Origin of the sequence: Rathayibacter sp. AY1A5 (assembly GCF_002930875.1) — a bacterium.
Classification (GTDB): Bacteria; Actinomycetota; Actinomycetes; order Actinomycetales; family Microbacteriaceae; genus Rathayibacter.
In genome coordinates this window covers 1-19518 of sequence record NZ_PSTM01000019.1, presented here as the reverse complement: position 1 = coordinate 19518, position 19518 = coordinate 1, and the positions used below count along the sequence as shown (strand labels likewise).

Sequence of the window (19518 nt, the reverse complement as noted above, 5' to 3'; positions counted from 1 at the left end):
CGAGGGCATCGCGATCCTCATCGAGGCCGACGGGACCACTCCCGTGAGCGCCGCACCGCCCGCCCCCTCCTCCACCACTCCGCTCCGACGCCAGAAGGACTCCCTGACGTGATCGACATCCTCCCGCGACGACTCCTCGTCGGCGCGCTCTTCTCGGTCGCCCTGGTGATCGTCCTCGGGATGGGGTACATCTTCTCGACCCGGGAGCCGGCCACCGGCCTCCTGGTGATCGCCGCCGGAGTCGGCGGCATCGTCGGCGCCTACGTGCTGCTGAGGGTCCCCGCGCACTGGCTGCCGGCGATGGCGCTCGCGTTCTTCGCGCTCGTCCCGACGCCGCTCACCCCCTCGACCCTGACGTTCCGCATGACGCTCTGGGCGGTCATCCTCGTGATCTGGGCGATCCGGCGCGGGCTCGCTCCCGAGCTGTGGCGCGCCCCCGTCAAGGCGTGGACCCGCGAGCTCGTGCTCTCCCCGTGGCGGGCCGTGGTGATCCTCGCGTTCATCGCCCTCATGCTCTGGTCGGCCCTGGCGACGGTGCGCAGCTCCTACGCGACCGAGGGCGTCTCGTGGATGTTCAGCTTCGCGATCTGCGTGGGCGTGCCGATGCTCGTCTTCGACGCCCAGCGCGAGGCCGTGCTGCTGCGCAAGACGTGGGTGATCCTCTCGGGGCTGCTCGCCCTCTACGCCGCCCTCGAGCTGGTCGCGCAGAGCTCCCCGATCCTCGGTGCCGTCTACGGCGCCCTCGGCTACGAGCAGGACCAGCACTGGTCGCTCTACCGCGCCGAGATCACCTTCGGCCACCCGCTGCTCGCCGGCACCTTCCTCACGGTGGGCGCCGGTCTCGCGTTCGGCTCCTGGCTCCAGGGCTCCCGCAAGTCGGACCTGCTGCTGGGCATCCTGGCCTCGGGCGGCGTCGTCGCGACCGTCTCGCGCGGACCGATGGCGGCCATCGCCGTCGCGGTCATCGTCGCGCTCGTCGCCGTGGGCTTCCTCAACCCGAACCGCTCGCTGCTCCGGCCCGGCTCGATCCTGATCGCCGGGCTCGTCGCGGGTGTCGGAGTCCTGAACTTCGAGCCCGTCACCGCCCGCAACAACAACCTCGACGCCTCCATCTCGGCCGGCGCCCGCGACCTCGCGGTGACCGTGTCGCTGAAGGCGGCCGAGCTCACGCACTGGCTCGGCTCCGGAGCGGCGACGTCCGGCATCAGCGGCAGGCGGTTCTCGGACGTCGTCATCGAGAACTCGTTCCTGCAGCTGCTGATCAGCGTCGGCATCCCCGGCCTGCTGCTCTTCGTGATCATGGTGGCCGCGATGTTCGGCGCCACGCTCAGCCGTCGCGACGTCGGCCCCGCGGCCGGCCTGCTCGGCTTCATGGTCTGCCTCGCCGGCTACAACGCCATCGACGCGGTCCGCCCCAGCCACCTGCTCCTGGGCTTCCTCGTCATCATCTGCCTGAACCCGGTGCACGTCCCCGACTTCTCCAAGGGCATCCGGATGCGCCAGCCTCTCGGGGCGCGGATCTTCGACGCGCCGATGGCCGTCGGGATGCGGGGCGACCGGTGAGCCGCCGCTCCCGCCGGAACGACTCGTCGCCGGCCGCGCTCGTCGTCCAGCAGTCGCTCGCGCCGCCGGACTCGACCACGCAGTACGTCGACTCGATCGTCGACGGCCTCGCGCCCGGCGTCGAGCTGCTGTTCTTCTCCTGGCGCAGCGCCCTGCTCGCCGACTACGACGTGCTGCACGTGCACTGGCCCGAGCTGATGATCCGCGGCCGCAGCCCGCTGCACCGCTTCCTGCGCCGCCGCGCCCTCGACGTGCTGCTGGTGCGCCTCGCGCTCCAGCGCATCCCGCTCGTGCGGACGGTGCACAACCTGCACCCGCACGAGCTCGGTCCCGCCGCCGAGCGCCGCTCGCTGGCCCGGGTCGACCGCGCGACCGACCTGTTCGTCCGCCTGAACCCGACGACCGTCGCTCCCGGCCGGGCGCCCGCCGTCACCGTGCTGCACGGCCACTACCGCGACCAGTTCGCGCAGCACCCGCTGCCCGAGCGCGAGCACGGCCGCGTCCTCTACTTCGGCATCATCCGCCCGTACAAGGGCGTCGTCGAGCTGATGGACGTGTTCCGCGGCGTGGAGGACGACTCCCTCTCCCTGCACGTTGTCGGCAGCCCCAGCACGGGCCAGCGCGAGCTGGTCGAGGAGCGGGCCGCCCGCGACACCCGGGTGCGCACCACGCTCCGCCGGGTCGACGACGCCGAGATGGTCGACGAGATCGGCCGGGCCGAGCTGATCGTCCTGCCCTACCGCGAGATGCACAACTCCGGCTCGATCCTGGTCGCCCTCTCGCTCGGCCGGCCGATCCTGGTGCCGCGCACGCCCACCAACACGGCCCTGGCCGAGGAGGTCGGCAGCGACTGGGTGATCGAATACGACGGCGAGCTCACGCCCGAGCTGATCACCTCCGCCCTCGAGCGCACGCGGACCCGTCCGCCGGAGGGGCTCCCCGCCCTCTCCGGTCGGGACTGGGACGTGCTCGGACTCCAGCTCAAGAAGGCCTACGAGGGCGCGATCGCCACCAAGAAGGGCTCGACCCGATGACCGGGACCACGCAGAAGCCGTCACCGAGCCTCAGCCGCTCGGCGAGCCGCGGCGCCGCCGTCACCATCGGCGGGCAGGCGATCCGCATCGCCGTCCAGCTGGGCGGCATCGTCATCCTCGCGCGCCTGCTCTCGCCGGCCGACTACGGCCTGCTCGCGATGGTCACGGCGATCATCGGCATCGGCGAGATCTTCCGCGACTTCGGCCTCTCCTCCGCCGCCATCCAGGCGAAGGAGATCACGCCGGGCCAGAAGAGCAACCTGTTCTGGATGAACTCGGGCATCGGCCTCACCCTCACCCTGGTGGTCATCGCGGCCTCCTGGCCGATCGCCGCCCTCTACGGCGACGACCGGCTCCAGCTGCTGACCGTCGTGCTCTCCTCGACGTTCCTCCTCAACGGAATCTCGACGCAGTTCCGCGCCGACCTCGCCCGTCACCTCCGCTTCGTGAAGATCACCCTGGTCGACATCGTCGCCCAGGTGCTGGGCCTCGTGGTCGGCGTGCTGATGGCGCTCGGCGGCGCCGGCTACTGGGCGCTGGCCGGGAGCCAGATCGTGCAGCCGCTCATCAGCGTGCTGATGCTGGTCTTCATCACGGGCTGGCGTCCCGGCCGCTACCGCCGCGGCGAGGCGATGGGCCACTTCCTCCGCTACGGAGGCGGGGTCTTCGCGACCCAGGCGCTGACCTACGTGAGCAAGAACGTCGACTCCGTCATCATCGGCGCGCGCTTCGGCCCGGTCGACCTCGGCCTCTACAACCGCGCGTTCCAGCTGATGATGCTGCCGCTGCAGCAGTTGAACTCTCCGGTGCAGCGCGTGGCACTGCCCGTGCTGTCCAAGCTGCAGGACGAGCGCGAGCGGTTCCGCACGTTCATCCTCTTCGGCCAGTCGGCGATGCTGACGGCGATGGGCCTCGTGCTCGCCGTCCTCGGCTCCCAGTCCGACTCGGTCATCCGGATCCTGGTGGGGGAGCGCTGGCTCGCCTCGGTCCCGATCTTCCAGATCCTGCTCGTGGCCGGGTTCTTCCAGGCCACGGCGTACTGCTCCAACTGGGTGTTCCTCGCCAAGGGCCTCGTGCGCCAGAGCGTCTGGTACAGCCTGGCGACCCGCCCGCTGATGGTCGTCCTGATCCTGCTCGGCTCCAACTGGGGAGTGACGGGCGTCGCGGTCGCGTACGCCGGCTCGCTCGCCCTCACCTGGCCGACCGCGCTGATCTGGATCGGCCGCACCTCCGATGCCCCCGTCCGCGAGATGTTCACCAACGGCCTCCGCAGCGGCATCACGTTCGGCTCGATCACGGTGGGCGCCTACTTCTCCACCGTCTGGATCGCCGCCGACCAGCCCGTCCTCCGCCTCCTCGTGGGCGGCGCCGCCGTCCTGGTCGGGGTCGGGCTCTGGATGCTGATCCTCCCCGCGTTCCGCCGCCAGATCCTCAGCCTCGCCGACCTGCGCCGCCACTTCCGCCGCAGCCGCCCGGCCGCCGCTCCGGCCCCGGCCACGGTCGATGCCATCAGCCCCACCGGCGACAGCGCGCTGGTCGACGGAGCCGTCACGGCCGGCATCCCCGACTCCGAGCGGCCTCCCGCCGCCGTTCCTCCCACCGAAAGAGATCGATGAAACTCAAGCTCGGCGTCGTCAAGTCCTGGAAGAAGGACTTCGTCACGACGACCCGCCTGCCCGCCCGACGCGACGCGGCGGTGCTCCGCGCCGCCCTCGCGGACCTCCGACCCGAGCCCGAGTCTCACCTCGTGATCGCCGCTCCCGGCAGCGGCAACATCGGCGACCAGGCCATGCTGGAGGCGTTCCTCGAGAACACCACCGGCCCCGTCGTGGTCGTCCAGCGCTACGCCGGCGACGTCGTGATCCCCGAGGAGCAGGCCGACCGGGTCGAGGTCGTCGAGCTCCCGCACCTGGTCTACGGAGTGGGCGACGCGCACGCCGCCGATCTCCGCGCCTACGCCGCGCTGATCCGCCGCGCCCGCTCGGTCTCGGTCGTCGGCGCCGACATGATGGACGGCAAGTACAGCCTCCGCGGCTCGGTCCGCCGCTCCCTGCTCGCGCAGGCCGCCGCCGAGGCAGGGGTGCCCACGCGCGTCCTCGGCTTCTCCTGGAACGCGGCGGCCCGCCTCGCCGCCCGCCGCTCCCTGATCGCCGCCTCCCGCGCCGGCGTCGTCCCGATGCTCCGCGACCCGCTCTCGGCGGAGCGCGCCCGGAGCATCGGCGTGCAGCGCGTCGAGGAGGTCACGGACATCGTCTTCTCGGCGCGCACCCGCGACCGCAGCTTCCGCGAGGGGCTGGGACTGCCCGAGGGCGTCCCCTTCGCGCTCGTGAACGCGAGCGCCCTCGTCGCCGGCATGGTCGACCAGGTGCCGGAGTACGAGCGCATCGTCGACCGCCTGCGCGCGGCCGGCGTTCACGTCGTGCTCCTCCCGCACGTCTCCCGCCCCATCGGCGACGACAAGGTGGCCGTCCGCGCGGTCGCCGAGCGCGTGGGAACCGAGGGCGTCACCGTCGTCGACCGCGTGCTCATGCCCGCCGAGATCCGCGGCCTCGCCGAGGACGCCCTGCTGACCGTCACCGGGCGGATGCACCTCGCGATCATGTCGCTCTCGCTCGGCGTCCCCGCGATCACCCTCGCCACCCAGGGCAAGGTCGAGGGCATCATGCGCCTCATCGGCCTGCCGCAGCTGTGCGTCGAGCCGGTCCCCGGCTTCGCCGACCGCGTCCTCCCGGTGATCGACCGCATCCTCGCGGAGCCGGGCGACGGCGGCGTGCGCGCCACCATCGACGCGGCCATGCCCGAGGTGCGCCGCCTCTCGGCGCTCAACACCCGCGGCCTCGGCGCGGAGGTCGTGCGATGAGCGCGGCGCAGGAGAAGGGACCGCGCATGCGGATCATGTTCGTCGTCACGTCGCTGCACGGCGGCGGGGCCGAGTTCGTCGCCCGCACCTGGATGGGCTGGCTCCTCGAGCAGGGCCACCACGTCGACGTCGTCACCACGTCGGTGAAGGGCACCGACGAGTACCTCCCCGAGGGCGCGGTGCTGCACCGCATCGGCGAGGGCAAGGGCCACGTCGGCAAGGCGCGGATGCTCAAGGAGCTGTTCCGCCGCCGCACCCCCGACGTCGCGGTCGCCCTGCAGGGCTACCCGAACATCGTGCTCCTGGCCTCGGCCGAGATGACCGCGAAGGCGGACCGCCCGAAGACCATCGTGAGCGAGCGCAACCTCGTCTCGCTCGGCATCCCGGGCTTCTCGAGGACCCAGAAGGTGCAGCTCGGGCTCGCCAAGACGCTCTACCGCCGCGCCGACCACGTCATCGCGATCTCGCACCCCGTCGCGGGCGAGCTCGTCGCCGGCTTCGGCGTCTCGGGCGAGCGCTGCACCGTCGTGCCGAACCCGGCGACCGCCAAGGTCGACCGCTCCCGCCAGGTCTCGCGCACCCCCGGCACCGCGGCGGGCCTGCAGATCGTGCTGCCCTGCCGCCTCGTCGTCCAGAAGCGTCCCGAGCTCGCGATCCTCGCGGCCGAGGAGCTGGAGCGCCGCGGCATCCCCGCGAAGGTCGTCTCCTTCGGCGGCGGCCCGCTGCTCGGCAGCATGAAGGCGGAGGCGACCGCGCGCGGCGTGGACTTCCAGGACATGGGCTGGGTCGAGGACTGGTTCCACCACTTCGACGAGAACGCCGTCGTGCTGCTCCCGTCGCTGCGCGAGGGCTTCGGCAACGTGCTGGTCGAGGCGGCCGCCGCCGGCGTCCCCTCGGTCGCCGTGTCCGGCGCGCTCGGAGTCGCGGACGCGATCGTCCCCGGCCTGACCGGCGAGCTCGCGCTCACCCCCTCCGCCTCCGACCTCGCCGACGCGCTGATCCGCGCGAGCGAGCTCGAGATCACCGGCATCGACCGTTGGCTCGACCGCTTCTCGCTGGAGTCCAGCGGCCGCGACCTCGAGACGGTGCTCCGCCGGGTCGTGGGGCAGAAGTGACCCTCGTCTCGGTGGTGGTCCCGGCGCACCAGGAGGAGGCGCACCTCGCCTCCGCCCTGGAGCGCCTGCTGCGGCAGACCCACGCCGAGCTCGAGATCCTCGTGGTCGACGACGCCTCGACCGACGGGACCGAGGCGATCGGCCGCGCGTTCGCCGAGGAGCACGAGCGGATCCGCTACCTCCGCCAGGACGAGAACCAGGGCGTCGCCGCCGCTCGCGAGCGCGCCGTCGGCGAGGCCGCCGGCGAGTGGGTCTGGCTGGTCGACGCCGACGACGAGTGGCCGGAGACCGCGGTCGAGGCCATGCTCGCGGCGGGGGAGGCGGGCCGCGCCGACGTTGTGGTCGCCCAGGCGGTCACGGTCGACGCCACCGGATCCACGCCCGTCGGCTCCCTGCGCGGCCCGCTCGCGCTCTCGGGCCGGGGCGCCTTCACCGCGCTCCTGGTCGGGGAGCTGACCGGGCACCTCTGGAACAAGCTGTTCCGCCGCGAGCTGTTCGACGGCATCGACTTCACGCGGATCCGCCAGCACTCGGACCAGGCGCAGGTCGCGCAGCTGCTCGCCGCGGCCGACGAGGTCGTCGTCGTCCCCGACTCCGTCTACGAGTACCGCCTCCGCTCCGGCTCGATCATCCGCTCGGGCGCGAAGCGCGCCGACTCGCTCGCCGGGCTCGCCGCTGTGATCGAGCGGACGGCCCGCGGGCTCGACCCGCGCCTCCTCGACTCGCAGGACTACTCCTACTACCGCGCGCGCTTCTCCCTGCTCTCCCGCTTCAAGGACGCCACCTCGGGCGCGCACAGCCCCGAGGAGGCCGACCGGCTCTGGCGGGCCGCGCACGACGAGGCGGGGCTCCGGCACCTGGTCGCGCTCGTGCGCCGGCGCGACCTGAAGCGCTCCGTCCTCTTCGGGCTCGCCGCCGCGGCGCCCGCGCTCTACCGTGCGGCGATGAGCGCCGGGAACGGACGCCGGTGACCGTCGTCTCCTCGGTGAGCGGAGAGGCCGGAGTGCGCTTCCCGGCAATCGAGTCCTCGTCACTATTCCGACGAATGTGCGGCGCAGACGGTACACCCTTAGTCTTGATCCTCGGTCGCATTCTGCGACCGAGCCTGCGTCCTTCTCTGAGCCTTGTTCACCTCGGATGGAATTCACGAGCGGTACGACCGGGCACAAGGGGGAGAGAATGAAGCTGCTGAAGCCTGCGGGCGGGGCCCGCCGCGAATGGGTGGATTTCGCCAAGGGTGCCGCCATCCTGATGGTCGTGTACTACCACACGTCGTTGTACCTCGGCGACATCGGGGTCGAGAACACTCTCGGCCGCATCAAGGTCGTGTTCGAGCTCTTCCCGATGCCCCTCTTCTTCCTGGTGTCCGGCCTCTTCGGCTCGCGCATCCGCACCTGGAGCTTCCCCGACCTCTGGCGTCGCAGGCTTTACCCGCTGCTCTGGCTCTACGTGGTCTGGTCCGTGATCCGCATGGCCTTCTACCTGGTCGTGCCGCTCGCGAACGGCGGACTCGGCGAGCTCCCCGCGACCGACCCGCTCAACCTGCTCCTGCTGTTCTTCTGGCCCAGCAGCAGCTACTGGTTCATCTACGGCCTCGTCCTCTTCACGCTCGGCGCGTGGCTCCTGCGCAAGGTCGACCACCGTGTGCAGGTCGCCCTCGCCGCGGTGATGGGGACGATGTTCACCACCGGTCTCCTCAACACGACCAACGTGGGCTGGAATCGCATCGGCGCCCTGTTCGTCTTCTTCCTGGTGGGCACGCTCTACTCGAAGAGGATCATCGACTTCGTCGAGCAGAAGGGGAGCCGCGCGTTCCTCTACGTCACTCCGGTCTTCGTCGTGCTGAGCGCGGTGCTCTTCCTCTTCCCGATCCGCTGGGTTCCGTTCCTCGCCCTCGCCGGCCAGATGGCCGCCGTCGCGATGGGCATCCTCGTGTCGCGGGCCCTCTCCCGAGTGCGATTCCTGAACTTCTTCACGATCTGCGGCGAGCGCAGCCTGCACATCTACCTGCTGCACCTCTACTTCATCGTGATCGCCATCACGATCCTGCGGGTGATCCTCCCCGAGAACCGCTCCGAGATCGGCGGCTTCGAGGTGCCGCTGCTGCTGGTCGTGATGGTGCTCGCGGTCGTCCTCTCGCTCTTCGTGACCCGCTACCTCTCGAAGGTCAAGTGGATCTACGTCCCCCCGGCCGCCCTCGGCGGCCCCGGCAAGCGGCGCAAGCCCGTGCCCGTCCCTGCGCGCGGCCCCGGAGTCGTCTCCGATCCCGTCGCGGTCCCGGCCGATGAGCCCGGCACCTCCCCCAGTTACGAGAAGAAGAGAGCGGAGTCCCACGAGTGAAGACGACACGAGCACGCAGAGCCGGAGTCCTGGCGGCCGTCGTGGCCGTCGCCCTCGGGCTGGCCGGCTGCTCCTCGCAGCCCGAGCCCGTCCGCACGCCCGACGGCTTCACGACGGAGAAGGCGATCGAGTACCGCTCGGTCGACGGCGTCTCGCTGAAGGCCGACGCCTGCCTCCCCACCGCGGGCGGCACCGACCGCCCCGCGCTGCTGATGCTGCACGGCGGAGGGTTCGTCGACGGCGCCCGCGACGAGGGCGGGATGACCGAGCTCTGCGAGTACTACGCCGAGCGCGGCTTCGTCTCGGTCTCCGTCGACTACCGCCTCCTCCAGGACAGCCGGTACCCCGGGCAGATCGAGGACGCGCAGGCCGCCGTGGAGTGGCTGCGCGAGCCCGCGCAGGTCACGCGCTTCGGCCTCGACCCCGCCCGCATCGGCGTGATGGGCAGCTCCGCCGGAGCGATCATCGGAGCGACCATGGGCACGCTCGGCGAGGGCTCCCTCACCGAGGGCTCGCGGGTCAAGACGGTCGTCGCCTTCTCGGCGGTCGCCGACATGACCGAGACCGGGATGTCGCTGGGCACGCCGGTGCCCGAGGCGAAGGAGCAGATCCTCTCCTACCTGGACTGCGACGAGATCGACTCGACGACCTGCCCGCAGAGCATCCCCGCGTCGCCGATCACCTCGGTCGACTCCACGGACGCCCCGCAGATCTGGCTGACCTCCGAGGACGAGCTCGTCCCGGTCGAGCAGGCCGACGCGATGCAGGTCGCCCTGCAGGACGCCGGAGTGGCGTCCGAGGTCGGCGTGGACGGCTCCGGCCACCACGGGCTCCAGAACAACACCCCGAACAACAAGAAGGCGATCCTCGCCTTCCTGCAGGCACACCTCTGATCCACCGCTCCCGCGCGAAACCTCGCGGCCGGTTCCGCGCAACGCGGACGACACATCACGACGCTACAGTCAGACCCCCTGCACTCCGGTGCAGTCGACGAAAGGGACACCACACACCATGACCTTGAACGGACTGTTCGCCGGCATCGGCCGGAGGTGGGTCTACATCGTCGCCTTCGCTCTGCTCGGCGCCGTGGCGGCCCTGGTACTCAACGCCGTCCTCCTCCCGCAGTACAAGGCGGACGCACGCGTGTACGTCGCGGTCTCCTCGTCCGGAGTCCTCTCGACCGCGGACCGGGTCGCGGCCAACAGCGCCGCCTCCCAGGCCACGGTCACCTCCGTCGCCCTCGGCACCTCGGACACCGTCCTGCAGGGCGTCATCGACGGCCTCGGCATCGACGAGCCCATCGAGGACTTCGCCAAGCGCGTGACCGTCCTCGCCGAGCCGGAGTCCGTGGTCATCACGATCTCGGCCACCGACCCCTCGCCCGAGCAGGCCGCGGTCATCGCGAACGCGATCGCCGCCCAGCTCGACGCGGCCGTGAAGGGCGCCGATCCGGCGACCACCACGAACGGCGTCGCCGTCCCGCAGATCCAGCTCCAGGTGCTCAGCCAGGCGCTCCCGCCGGAGCTGCCGGTCACCGGTGGCATCCTCGTCCTGCTCGCGCTCGGCATCCTCGGCGGCGCCGTGGTCGGCGTGGGAGTGGCGATCGTGATGACCGCCCTCGACCGCCGCCTCCGCAGCGGCGACGACGTCCGCTCCGCGATCGACCGGCCGCTGCTGGGCATCGTCCCGGTCAAGGCCACCAAGCTCGACGAGATGCTGAACTCGACCGAGATCCCGGCCCGCTACTCGGCCGTGGCGTTCGAGCTCTCCGCCATCGCGCGCACCCGCTCGTACTCCTCCTTCGCGATCGCCCCGGCGTCCGAGAAGACCCCGCACACCGCCAGCGCGGTGCTGCTCGCCAAGGCGCTGGCCGTGCTCGGCTCGTCCGTCGTGATCGTGGACGGCACCGCCGAGGGCTCGGCTCTCGCTTCCGCCTCGGGCGGACGCCCGGGCCTGCGCGAGGTGCTCGCCGGAGCCGCCTCGCTCGACGACGCGATCATCAAGCGCTCGACCGACCGCGTCGACCTGCTCCCCGCGGGCGGCGCCCAGGCCGGCACGCCGATGCCGACCGACGCCCTCCGCGCGCTGGTCGAGGAGCTCGAGAAGGTCTACGACATCGTCCTGATCGTCACCGGCACCCTCGGCGCGACCGAGCAGTCGCCGACCTTCCGCGGCGTTGCCGACGGAGCCGTCCTCGTCCTGATCGAGGGCAAGGTCGACTCGCCCCAGGCCGCCGCCGACGTGCACTGGATCGAGACCGCCGGCACCCCCGTGGTCGGCGCAGTCGTCCTGGCCCGCCACAAGCTGCAGAAGGCCCCCGCGATCGTCTGATCGCGTCCTCGCACGCTGCGGAAGAGCGCACCCCGGCCCCGGCCGCGGTGCGCTCTTCCGCGTCCGGGGACTGCGCGGTGCCCGGCGGGGGCCCGGCTGCCCTCTCTCCGGGCCCAGCCGGCCCCTCCGACGCCTGGCCGGCACTCCAGCCCCCTCCACCCCTCCGCGAGCCCGTTCACTCCGCGAGCCCGCAGAACTCGCGGTACTCGCGCGCGACTCCGCCCACCTCCGCGGACTCGGCAGGAGGCGGCGTCACCGTCCGGGCCCGCGGGCTCTCCGGGGCCGACCGACCGGTCCGTCCTTCCTCAGCGTCTCCAGCGCCCGCCGTGGCCTGATCACGTGCCTCACCGGCTCCCGGGAGCCCGCTCACCCCGCGAGTCCGCAGAAGTCGCAGTACTCGCGCGCGACTCCGCCCACTTCCGCGGACTCGACAGGAGGCGGCGTCGCCGTCCGGGCCCGCTCGACTCCCCGGGACCTGCCCGGCCCGTCCAGCCCTCTCCAGCGCCCGCCGTGGCCGGAACCGGCTCCCGGGAGCCCGCTCACCCCGCGAGTCCGCAGAAGTCGCCGTACTGGCGCGCGACTCCGCCGACTCCCGCGTGGTCGGCGGGAGGCGGGCAGACGCAGAACCGCCGCCGTCGAGGGGACGACGGCGGCGGTTCTGCGCGCGGGGAGCGGATCAGGTCACGGCGTGCAGGCCACGTTCCCGATCAGGTCCTTCCCGGAGTTGGAGCAGCTCAGCGTGTTGCCGCTGGTGGACCAGTTGGACGGCTGGTGGAGGTAGACCACCGCGTTGCTGGTCTTCAGCGCGAGGTTGCCGCTGATGGTGTTGTCGTTGCCCGAGCCGTCGGCGCGGGTGATCACCTGGTAGCCGTAGGTGGTGGTGCCCGCGGCGGAGTTGCCCGCGGCAAGCCAGCTGTTGCCCGAGACCAGGATCAGCGAGACGACGTCCGAGGCGAGCCGCGATCCGCCGAGGACCGTGTTCCCGATGATGTCGCCGTCGAGGGTGCCCTCCTTGGCCTCGATCGGCTCGGCGCCGGTGTCGCTGATCGCGTTGTCCACGACCGCGATGCGGGCCGTGCGGTCAGGGTTGCAGCTGTTGTACTCGCACCAGTTGCGGTCGGAGGTGCCGACGTAGACGCCCTCGCCGTACTTGGCGGAGACGAGGCCGGTGCGGCGGATGGTGCTGCCGACGATCAGGGAGTCGGTGGTCTGGCTGCGGAAGTGGACCGCCTCGTAGCCGATCTCGCTCACCGTCAGGCCGGCCATCTGGACGCCCTTGCTGGCGAGCACCTGGATGCCCTGGAAGGAGCTGCGGACCGAGAAGCCCACGAGGTGCACGTCGCTCACCGTGTTCAGGATGAGTGCGGTGCCGCTCGAGGTGGATCCGGAGGTGAGGACCGCGTTGGGCGAGCCGCAGATCCAGATCGAGCCGGGCTGGGCGGCGGTGCCGCGGAGGGCGAACTTGCCGGTGTAGACGCCGTCGGCCAGGCGGATGACGTCGCCGGAGGAGGGGTTGGTCAGGGCCGTGACGAGCTGCGCCGAGGTCGACACCGTCTTGGTGGCGGCGGGGCAGTCGAAGGCCGCGAGCAGCGAGGCGCGGGAGGCGAGGATGTCGGCCGAGGTGGTGGCCGACTCCTTCAGCCGCGAGTCGCGGCCGGCGTCGTCGGTCGCCGTGACGGTGTACGTGTAGGCGCGTCCCGCCTCGGCGGTCTCGTCGCGGTACTGGCGCACCGGGTCGGCGACGGTGCCGACGACCGTGTCGCCGGAGCCGTCCTCGTTCGAGCGGTGCACGTCGTACGAGACGACCCGCGAGCTGAAGGGCGCGTCCCAGGCGACGGTGTAGCCGTCGGTCAGGGGGGAGAGCTCCACGGCGTCGGTCGCGAGGCCGTCCTCGGCGAGGACGAACGCGTCGATGATCAGGTTCTTGTCGGTCGACTTGGAGTTCTTCGTCCCCGTGTAGGAGATGGTCACGGTGTGCGTGCCCTCGGCGAGGTCGGTCGTCTCGTAGACCGGCACCTGGTACTGCGCGGTCGAGCTGTAGCGGTCGACCTTGGTGACGGGTCCGCCGTCGACCGAGACCGCGGCGATGCCGGAGGAGGAGGTCTTCCGGCTGATCCAGCGCCACGACGTGCCGACGAAGGTGAACTTCACCGATCCGGCGGAGGTCAGGTACTTCATCCCGCCGCCGCTGTCGCCGCCCGCCATCGATCTCCACGAGCCGGTGTACTGCAGCGCGGGGTCGGTCTCCTGCACGAGGAGGCTGGTCGCTCCGGAAGGATCGAGCACGGGGCCGTCGTCCTCGCCGCCGCCGGTCTCGTCGGTCGGCTCCTCGGTGGCGGGAGTCGCGCGGGTGATGTCGAACGCGTCGATGACCAGGTTCTTGTCGCTCGCGGAGCTGTTGGCCGTGCCGCTCCAGGCGATCTTGACCGTGTGGACGGTGTCGGCGAGGTCCTTCTTCGTGAACACCGGGACCTGGTACGCCGTGGTCTTCGTGTACCGGTCGACCGAGGTGCTCGCGCCGTCGACCGTGACGGTGGCGATGCCGGCGGAGGCGGTGGTGCGGCTGACCCAGCTGAAGCCGGTGCCGCGGAAGCTGAACGAGACGGAGCCGGTGCTGTTGAGGAACTTGATCCCGCCGCCGCTGTCGCCGCCCGTCATCGTGCGCCACGAGCCGCTGTAGGTCAGCGAGGAGTTCGTCTCCTGGATCCGCGTGCTCTGCCCGGCGCCCGGGTCGAGAGTGGCCGCGGAGGCGGCGGGCGCCGTGAGGGGGGCGACCAGGATGCCGAGAGCGGCGATCAGAGCGGTGGTGAGGGAGAGGCGTGCGCGTCGTCGGCGAGGGCGGGTCGGGTCTGGCGTCGTCTGAGGATTCACGATCGGCTCCGGGTCTTCGAGGGGGCGTCGGGGGCGGTTCGATGGGGCTGCTCAAGGGGGTGGTGCTGGTCCTCCCGACGCTATAGACGGGCCTTGCGACTGATGGCTGGATGAGACGGATTCAGGTTGTAGTACCCCATTCGGGCGTGGTGGTCGGGCTTATATCAGCGATTCCGCTGAAGGACTGGCGGACCGCCGCGCATGCGTGTATACGGAACGGTCACACGCGCTGTCGACGACGGATCGGAGGGCGGATGTCGGATCGGGAGGGGACTCCGGGAATGCCCGTCCGCGGAATGGACGAGGGGGAGTGCTGCTCGGTCGAGGAACGGCGACCCTACCCGGCGACTCTGGACACGGCCCCGGGCCGGGCCGCTGGGCGAGAGAATTGACCGGGCGTTCACCGGGCCGACCCCTCGCCGAAACACTGCGATGATGGGCTCTCCACTGGTGATCGCCGTCGCACCCGCGTCGCGGATCACCCGCCGCGGGCGAGCGGCGGTCCCGACGAGAGGGAGGACGCGATGGACACGGCCACGACCGCGACCGGCGACCGCCCGTCCACCCCGCCGTCCCGGGAGCGCCCGAGATGCCCCCGGGTCCGCGCTCGCACCGTGATCAAACGGCTCCTGCTCGTCCCCCTCGTGGTGCTCGCCCTCTTCGGCGCCGGGATCCCGCTCTACGTCACGCCCCCGATCGACCCGATCCCTGAGCAGGCGGACGCGGTCTTCGTGCTGGGCCCCTCCACGAGGGCACGAGTCGAGTTCGCCCGCCGGATCATCACCTCCGGGGCGACGGACACGATGGTGCTCTCGGTCGGCCCCGGCGAGATGAACGCTCCCTACGAGGCCAAGAAGTACAAGAAGTGCAACGAGCCCGGCGGCGACGTCCTCTGCTACTCCGCCGACCCGCTCACGACCCAGGGAGAGGCCCGGCAGCTGCGCGACATGGCCGAGCAGTACGGCTGGGACCACGTCATCGTGATCACCAACGCCTCCCACCTCGTGCGCGCCGAGATGATCATCGAGCGCTGCTACTCCGGCGAGCTCTCGATGGTGCCCTCGGGCGAGCCGATGGGCCTGGACTACCTGGTGAACCAGTACGTCTACCAGACCGGCGCGTTCCTCAAGGCCTTCCTGGTCACCAACGGCTGTTGACGCGAGCACTCCTCCTCGAGCCGCCGAGCCCGCCTGCGCTAGTCTGCCCGGGGCGCCATCGGCCCCGAGCCCGCTCCTGCGGAGCCCGGCCGGCCCGGCCCACGACGGCAGCGCGGCAGGAGGATCGACCGGGGAGACCCGCGACGATCCCCGCTCCGCACCGGTCACCCCCACGCGAACCCCTCCGAAAGGCCCGCCCGTGACACCTGCCCGATCGATCTTCGCCGTCGGCCGCGGCCAGTACGAGAACATCGGCGACATCATCCTGCGCCGCCAGCTCCTCGACTGGCTCCGCGAGTCGGGTCCGCTCCACGTCTACGTGGGCCACTCGCCGTGGGGCTACGACGACGGCCTGCGCCTGGGCCCGGACGACACGGTGTACCGCTCGCTCCTGCGCTGGTACGCGGCGCTCGCCCGCGAGGCCCTCGCCGGCCGGGCGAACTCGGTGTTCAAGCCGGGAGAGATCCAGCTGACCCTGATCGGGATGAAGGAGCACCTCGTGATGCTCCCGGGCATCGCCCTGGTGCGCCTCGGCGGCGGCCGCGTGATCCGCGCCGGCGTGGGCACCCGCAACTTCGCCCCGCTGCCCCGCGCGATCATGTGGCCCTCGATGGCGCTCTCGAGCTACACCCGCTGGCGCGACGACAAGACCGCCGGCTACATGCGCGTCGGCGCCGCCATGCCCGACCTCGGCTACGGCGAGGGCTCGAGCGACGCGGAGCTGACCGCGTTCGCCGCGCAGCCCGACGAGGAGCGGCGTGTGCTGGTCCTCTCCCTCCGCGAGGACCACGAGGTGGACGCCCGCCCCTATCCCGAGCAGGAGTGGCTGGCCGCGATCAAGGGCTTCGCCGAGCGCGAGGACCTCGACATCGTCGTGGTCACGCAGGTCGCCGTCGACGCCGAGCGCTCCCGCCGTCTCGCCGCCGACCTCGACGCGGACATCCTCGACTGGGATCCGGCGCACACCCACGACGAGCACGAGATCCTGCTGCGCGAGCTCTACCGCACGGCCCGCGTCGCGATGAGCGACCGGCTGCACGTGATCATCATGGCGTTCACCGAGGGCGCGGCCCCGGTGAGCCTGCAGATGGACGGATCGACGAAGGCCTCGCGCCACTTCGAGACCATCGGGATCCACGACGTCACGGTCGACATGTCCCGGACGACCCCGGCCGCCGGCGTCGAGACCTTCTCCGCCGTGGTCGCCCGCCGGAGCGAGCTGCTCGAGAAGCTGCTCGTCGCCCGCGGACGCCTCCGCGGCGTCCGCGACGACATCCAGGCGCTGCTCGCCGTGCCGCCCCGCAGCCGCCCGGCCGCCGCGGCAGTCCCTGCCGGCCCGAAGACCCGGGTGTACCACGTCGGCCGCAGCGGAGAGGTCCCCGGAGGCATGACGCAGGTCGTCAACGGGTACCTGCGCTGGCCGTTCGAGCGCTCGGACGTCCGGGTGATCTCCTCCCGGACCGCTCCGGGCGAGCACGTCGCCGCGGCCCGCCTGGCCGCCGGCGCCGCCGCCCGCATCGTCGCGATCGCGCGACGCGAGCCCAGCGCCGTGATCGTCGTCCACCTCTCGGAGCGCGGCTCGTTCCTCCGCGAGGGGTCCCTCCTCCGCCTCGCGCACCGCCTGGGCCTGCGCACGGTCGCCCACCTGCACGGCAGCGAGTTCGCCGCCTTCACCGCCGCGCACCCGCGCCTGGTGAAGGACGTGCTGCGCAGCGCGGACGAGATCATCTCGCTCTCGGAGGAGACCTCGGCGATCTGCCGCCGCTACGTCCCCGCCGAGCGCGTGCACCTCGTGCCCAACGCGCTCGAGCAGGGCACCCCGCGCGAGAAGACCCGCACCGTCGTCTTCGGCGGGGTCGTCAGCCACCGCAAGGGCGTCGACGTGCTGCAGAAGGCGTGGGCGCAGGTCGAGGGCAAGGAGGGCTGGCGCCTGCTGGTCGCCGGTCCGATCCGCGAGCCGGAGGTCGTCGACCGCGGCGTCCCGGGGATCGAGTTCCTCGGCTCGCTCGAGAACGCCCGCCTGCTCGCCCTGCTCGACGAGGCGTCCATCGCCGTCCTGCCCTCGCGCGACGAGGCGATGCCGATCTTCATCCTCGAGGCCCTCGCCCGCGACGCGGCCGTCGTCTCGACCGCGGTCGGCGGCATCCCCGAGGTCCTCGGCGACGGCTGCGGCCGCGTGGTCGCGCCCGGAGACGTCGAGGGCCTCGCCGCCGCGCTGACCGAGCTCATCACCGACGAGGACGCCCGGGCCGAGGTCGTCGAGAAGGCCGGGGCGCGCTTCCGCGAGCGCTTCTCCGCCGACGCCGTGTTCCCGCGGGTGGAGGAGGTCTGGCTCGGCTGAGCCGCCTGCGACTTCGCCCCGGATTGCGCCCCCGGCCCCGCTCCGGGCCTGGGCGGAGCCGCGGGAGCGTAAAATCGCTGGAGTCCGCGTCGCCGTGCCGTCGCGCGCCCAGCCGTCCGCTCCCGGACGCCTTCTCCCTCCATCCCAGAGAGGCTCGACCGTGGCCATCGCCGCCGACTCCGACCGCCGCCTGTGGACCCTGCCCCTCGCGCGCGCCGTGATCGCGGCGGTCGCCGGCTGCGTCGTCACCTTCTCGCCCGACCACGGGCCCGCCTTCGGCCTCGCCGTCTTCGGCGGCTTCGCGATCGCGACCGGCGCCGTCTCGCTCGCCCTCGGGCTCCGCAGCTGGAGCGGCCGGGCCCGCCCGCTCGCCCTCGGCTCCGCGGTGCTCACCCTGGTCGCCGGAGTCGCGGCGCTCGTCGCGCTCCCGGTCGCCAACCTGCTCTCCTTCGTCGCCCTCGTCGCCGGCTGGGCGCTGCTCTCCGGCTTCCTCGAGTTCTCGAGCGGCCGCCGCGGTCAGGGCCTCGCCGCCCGCGACTCCGTGATCGTCGGCGTCGGCACGATGCTGCTCGGCGCCGCCTTCGGACTCCTCCCGCCCCACCCCGTCGTCACCGTCGGCCTCCTCGGCGCCTACGCCGTGATGGTCGCCGTCTTCCTCGCCATCGCGGCGTTCTCGCTCAAATGGGCCGCCGGCGCCGACGCAGCCACCGGACACGATCCCGTCGCCCCCACGACACCGACCTCCGGAGGAGACCGATGACCGCCGAAGGCCAGCAGCCCGACCCCGCCTCTCCCGCCGACCGCGCCTCGGCGGCCGACTCCGCCCCGGCGCGCGACCCCGGCGAGTTCACGCCCCGCACGTTCCAGCCGACCCGCAAGGACCGCCTGCGCCCGCTCGAGCTCATCGGCTTCTCCGCGGTGATGGCGGCCTTCGTCGGCCTGGTCGTCATGCTCTCGACCCGCGAGCCGGTCGTCGCGCTCATCTCGTTCGGCGTCGCCTTCATCGTCGTGCTCGTCGCGATCGCCATGTTCTCGCTGACCTTCAAGCCGGACGAGGCCGAGATCGCGGACATCGACGAGCAGGACTCCGCACACTAGGCGAGGGACGGCTCCGCCGCTCCCAGTCGGCCGGGAGCACGCCGCGCGGGCGGATAGTCCCTTCCGCCGCGCATGCTGATGGAGCAGCCCGGAGGGCGTCTCGAGATCCCGCCTGCGCATGCGGGCGCCGCTTCCGCGTCGGTGGTCGCGCGTAGCGTGCGGAGGGTGGCGGAGGCGATCGGGCGGTGGTGGCAGCGGCGGCGGTTCTCGCGCGGCGCCGACGTCCCCTACGCGGTCGGCACCTACCGGGAGGCCTGGGCGTCCTACCCCGTCCTGGTGCGGCAGTACCGGCCCGAGTACAACGAGGGCATCGTGCTCAGCCAGATCCCGCCCGCGGCCGACGTGTACCTGTGCTGGCTCTGCGACGCCGGACACGTCTTCGTCGCCACTCCCGAGGAGCAGCGCCACCGTCCCGGCCGGGAGCGGCGCCGCTCCTCCTGGTGCCCCGACTGCGCCGAGCTCGCCTCGCCGCGCCTGCCCCGGGCCGCGCCGATGATCGGCGGCCGGCTCGCCGAGGTGCTCGCGCCGACGTCCGCCCCCGACGACGACTCCTTCGTCCTCCTGGCGCCGCCCGCCGTGATCGCGCGGGGGCTCCCGACGTCCGCGTCGCCCACCGGTCGCGGGTCCGCGTCACCCGCCGACCCGAGCGGATCCGCGCCCGCCGCGTCGCCGACTCCTCCGTCCGCTCGATCGAGCCCTCCAGCTGCCGCCGCTCCGGCCGCGCGCCCGCCCGCTCCTCCCGCCTCCGCCGTTCCGGCCGCGGTCCCGTCCACCGGCCCCGCCGCCCGCCCGGCGCGCTCCCGAGCCC

At 72.2% G+C, this 19518-nt stretch carries 14 protein-coding genes and 1 pseudogene; 14 read left to right on the top strand and 1 reads right to left on the bottom strand.

All coding sequences use genetic code 11. The features are described from left to right. Window positions 1–108: 108 nt before the first annotated feature. The 9 genes from C5B98_RS12960 to C5B98_RS12920 all read left to right on the top strand — a co-directional run bounded on the left by C5B98_RS12960 (window position 109) and on the right by C5B98_RS12920 (window position 11243). Window positions 109–1563 (top strand): O-antigen ligase, encoded by a 1455-nt coding sequence (locus C5B98_RS12960; protein WP_104222477.1) that lies wholly within the window; start codon window positions 109–111, stop codon window positions 1561–1563. Continuing rightward, complete coding sequence (locus C5B98_RS12955) at window positions 1560–2597, top strand: glycosyltransferase (RefSeq protein WP_104222478.1); 1038 nt, start codon at window positions 1560–1562, stop codon at window positions 2595–2597. The genes C5B98_RS12960 and C5B98_RS12955 overlap by 4 nt, the downstream gene beginning before the upstream one ends. Continuing rightward, window positions 2594–4213, top strand: coding sequence for a lipopolysaccharide biosynthesis protein (locus C5B98_RS12950; RefSeq protein ID WP_104222479.1), 1620 nt, complete (start codon window positions 2594–2596; stop codon window positions 4211–4213). Before C5B98_RS12955 ends, C5B98_RS12950 begins: the two co-directional genes overlap by 4 nt. Continuing rightward, a complete protein-coding gene (locus C5B98_RS12945; RefSeq protein WP_104222480.1) occupies window positions 4210–5457 on the top strand; it encodes a polysaccharide pyruvyl transferase family protein in 1248 nt (415 codons plus the stop codon). Before C5B98_RS12950 ends, C5B98_RS12945 begins: the two co-directional genes overlap by 4 nt. After that, a complete protein-coding gene (locus C5B98_RS12940) occupies window positions 5454–6572 on the top strand; it encodes a glycosyltransferase (RefSeq protein WP_104222481.1) in 1119 nt (372 codons plus the stop codon). The genes C5B98_RS12945 and C5B98_RS12940 overlap by 4 nt, the downstream gene beginning before the upstream one ends. Then, window positions 6569–7543: a glycosyltransferase family 2 protein gene (locus C5B98_RS12935; RefSeq protein ID WP_104339940.1), complete on the top strand. Its 975-nt coding sequence runs from the start codon at window positions 6569–6571 to the stop codon at window positions 7541–7543. Before C5B98_RS12940 ends, C5B98_RS12935 begins: the two co-directional genes overlap by 4 nt. 208 nt (window positions 7544–7751) lie before the next feature. Next, entirely contained in the window at window positions 7752–8912 is a 1161-nt protein-coding gene (locus C5B98_RS12930) for an acyltransferase family protein (RefSeq protein ID WP_181065541.1), read from the top strand. Next, complete coding sequence (locus C5B98_RS12925; RefSeq protein WP_104247646.1) at window positions 8909–9805, top strand: alpha/beta hydrolase; 897 nt, start codon at window positions 8909–8911, stop codon at window positions 9803–9805. The genes C5B98_RS12930 and C5B98_RS12925 overlap by 4 nt, the downstream gene beginning before the upstream one ends. Before the next feature lie 118 nt (window positions 9806–9923). Further along, on the top strand, window positions 9924–11243 hold the full coding sequence (locus C5B98_RS12920) for a Wzz/FepE/Etk N-terminal domain-containing protein (RefSeq protein ID WP_104222485.1): 1320 nt from the start codon (window positions 9924–9926) through the stop codon (window positions 11241–11243). Window positions 11244–11924: 681 nt separating this feature from the next. Here the strand turns inward: C5B98_RS12920 and C5B98_RS12915 are convergent. Further along, the gene (locus C5B98_RS12915; RefSeq protein ID WP_104226624.1) at window positions 11925–14114 is read right to left on the bottom strand and encodes a hypothetical protein; all 2190 of its coding nucleotides are present in this window, start codon (window positions 14112–14114) and stop codon (window positions 11925–11927) included. A gap of 614 nt (window positions 14115–14728) precedes the next feature. Here C5B98_RS12915 and C5B98_RS12910 point away from each other — a divergent pair. The 5 genes and pseudogenes from C5B98_RS12910 to C5B98_RS17320 all read left to right on the top strand — a co-directional run. After that, window positions 14729–15271 carry a YdcF family protein gene (locus C5B98_RS12910; RefSeq protein WP_181065540.1) on the top strand — a complete coding sequence of 181 codons (543 nt, stop codon included), beginning with the start codon at window positions 14729–14731 and terminating at the stop codon, window positions 15269–15271. Between the two features lie 199 nt (window positions 15272–15470). Next, window positions 15471–17612, top strand: coding sequence for a glycosyltransferase family 4 protein (locus tag C5B98_RS12905; RefSeq protein WP_104327902.1), 2142 nt, complete (start codon window positions 15471–15473; stop codon window positions 17610–17612). A 160-nt stretch (window positions 17613–17772) separates the two neighbouring features. Further along, window positions 17773–18372, top strand: a complete 600-nt coding sequence (locus C5B98_RS12900) for a DUF308 domain-containing protein (protein WP_104225185.1) — start codon at window positions 17773–17775, stop codon at window positions 18370–18372. Beyond that, the gene (locus tag C5B98_RS17325) at window positions 18369–18710 is read left to right on the top strand and encodes a hypothetical protein (RefSeq protein WP_258059918.1); all 342 of its coding nucleotides are present in this window, start codon (window positions 18369–18371) and stop codon (window positions 18708–18710) included. The genes C5B98_RS12900 and C5B98_RS17325 overlap by 4 nt, the downstream gene beginning before the upstream one ends. 165 nt (window positions 18711–18875) lie before the next feature. Further along, window positions 18876–19518: pseudogene (locus tag C5B98_RS17320) on the top strand (hypothetical protein); the annotation flags it as partial.

Coding starts and splice junctions, on each gene's coding strand:
- C5B98_RS12950 (WP_104222479.1), top strand. CDS start 2,594: ATGACCGGGACCACGCAGAAGCCGTCACCGAGCCTCAGCCGCTCGGCG.
- C5B98_RS12945 (WP_104222480.1), top strand. CDS start 4,210: ATGAAACTCAAGCTCGGCGTCGTCAAGTCCTGGAAGAAGGACTTCGTC.
- C5B98_RS12940 (WP_104222481.1), top strand. CDS start 5,454: ATGAGCGCGGCGCAGGAGAAGGGACCGCGCATGCGGATCATGTTCGTC.
- C5B98_RS12930 (WP_181065541.1), top strand. CDS start 7,752: ATGAAGCTGCTGAAGCCTGCGGGCGGGGCCCGCCGCGAATGGGTGGAT.
- C5B98_RS12920 (WP_104222485.1), top strand. CDS start 9,924: ATGACCTTGAACGGACTGTTCGCCGGCATCGGCCGGAGGTGGGTCTAC.
- C5B98_RS17325 (WP_258059918.1), top strand. CDS start 18,369: ATGACCGCCGAAGGCCAGCAGCCCGACCCCGCCTCTCCCGCCGACCGC.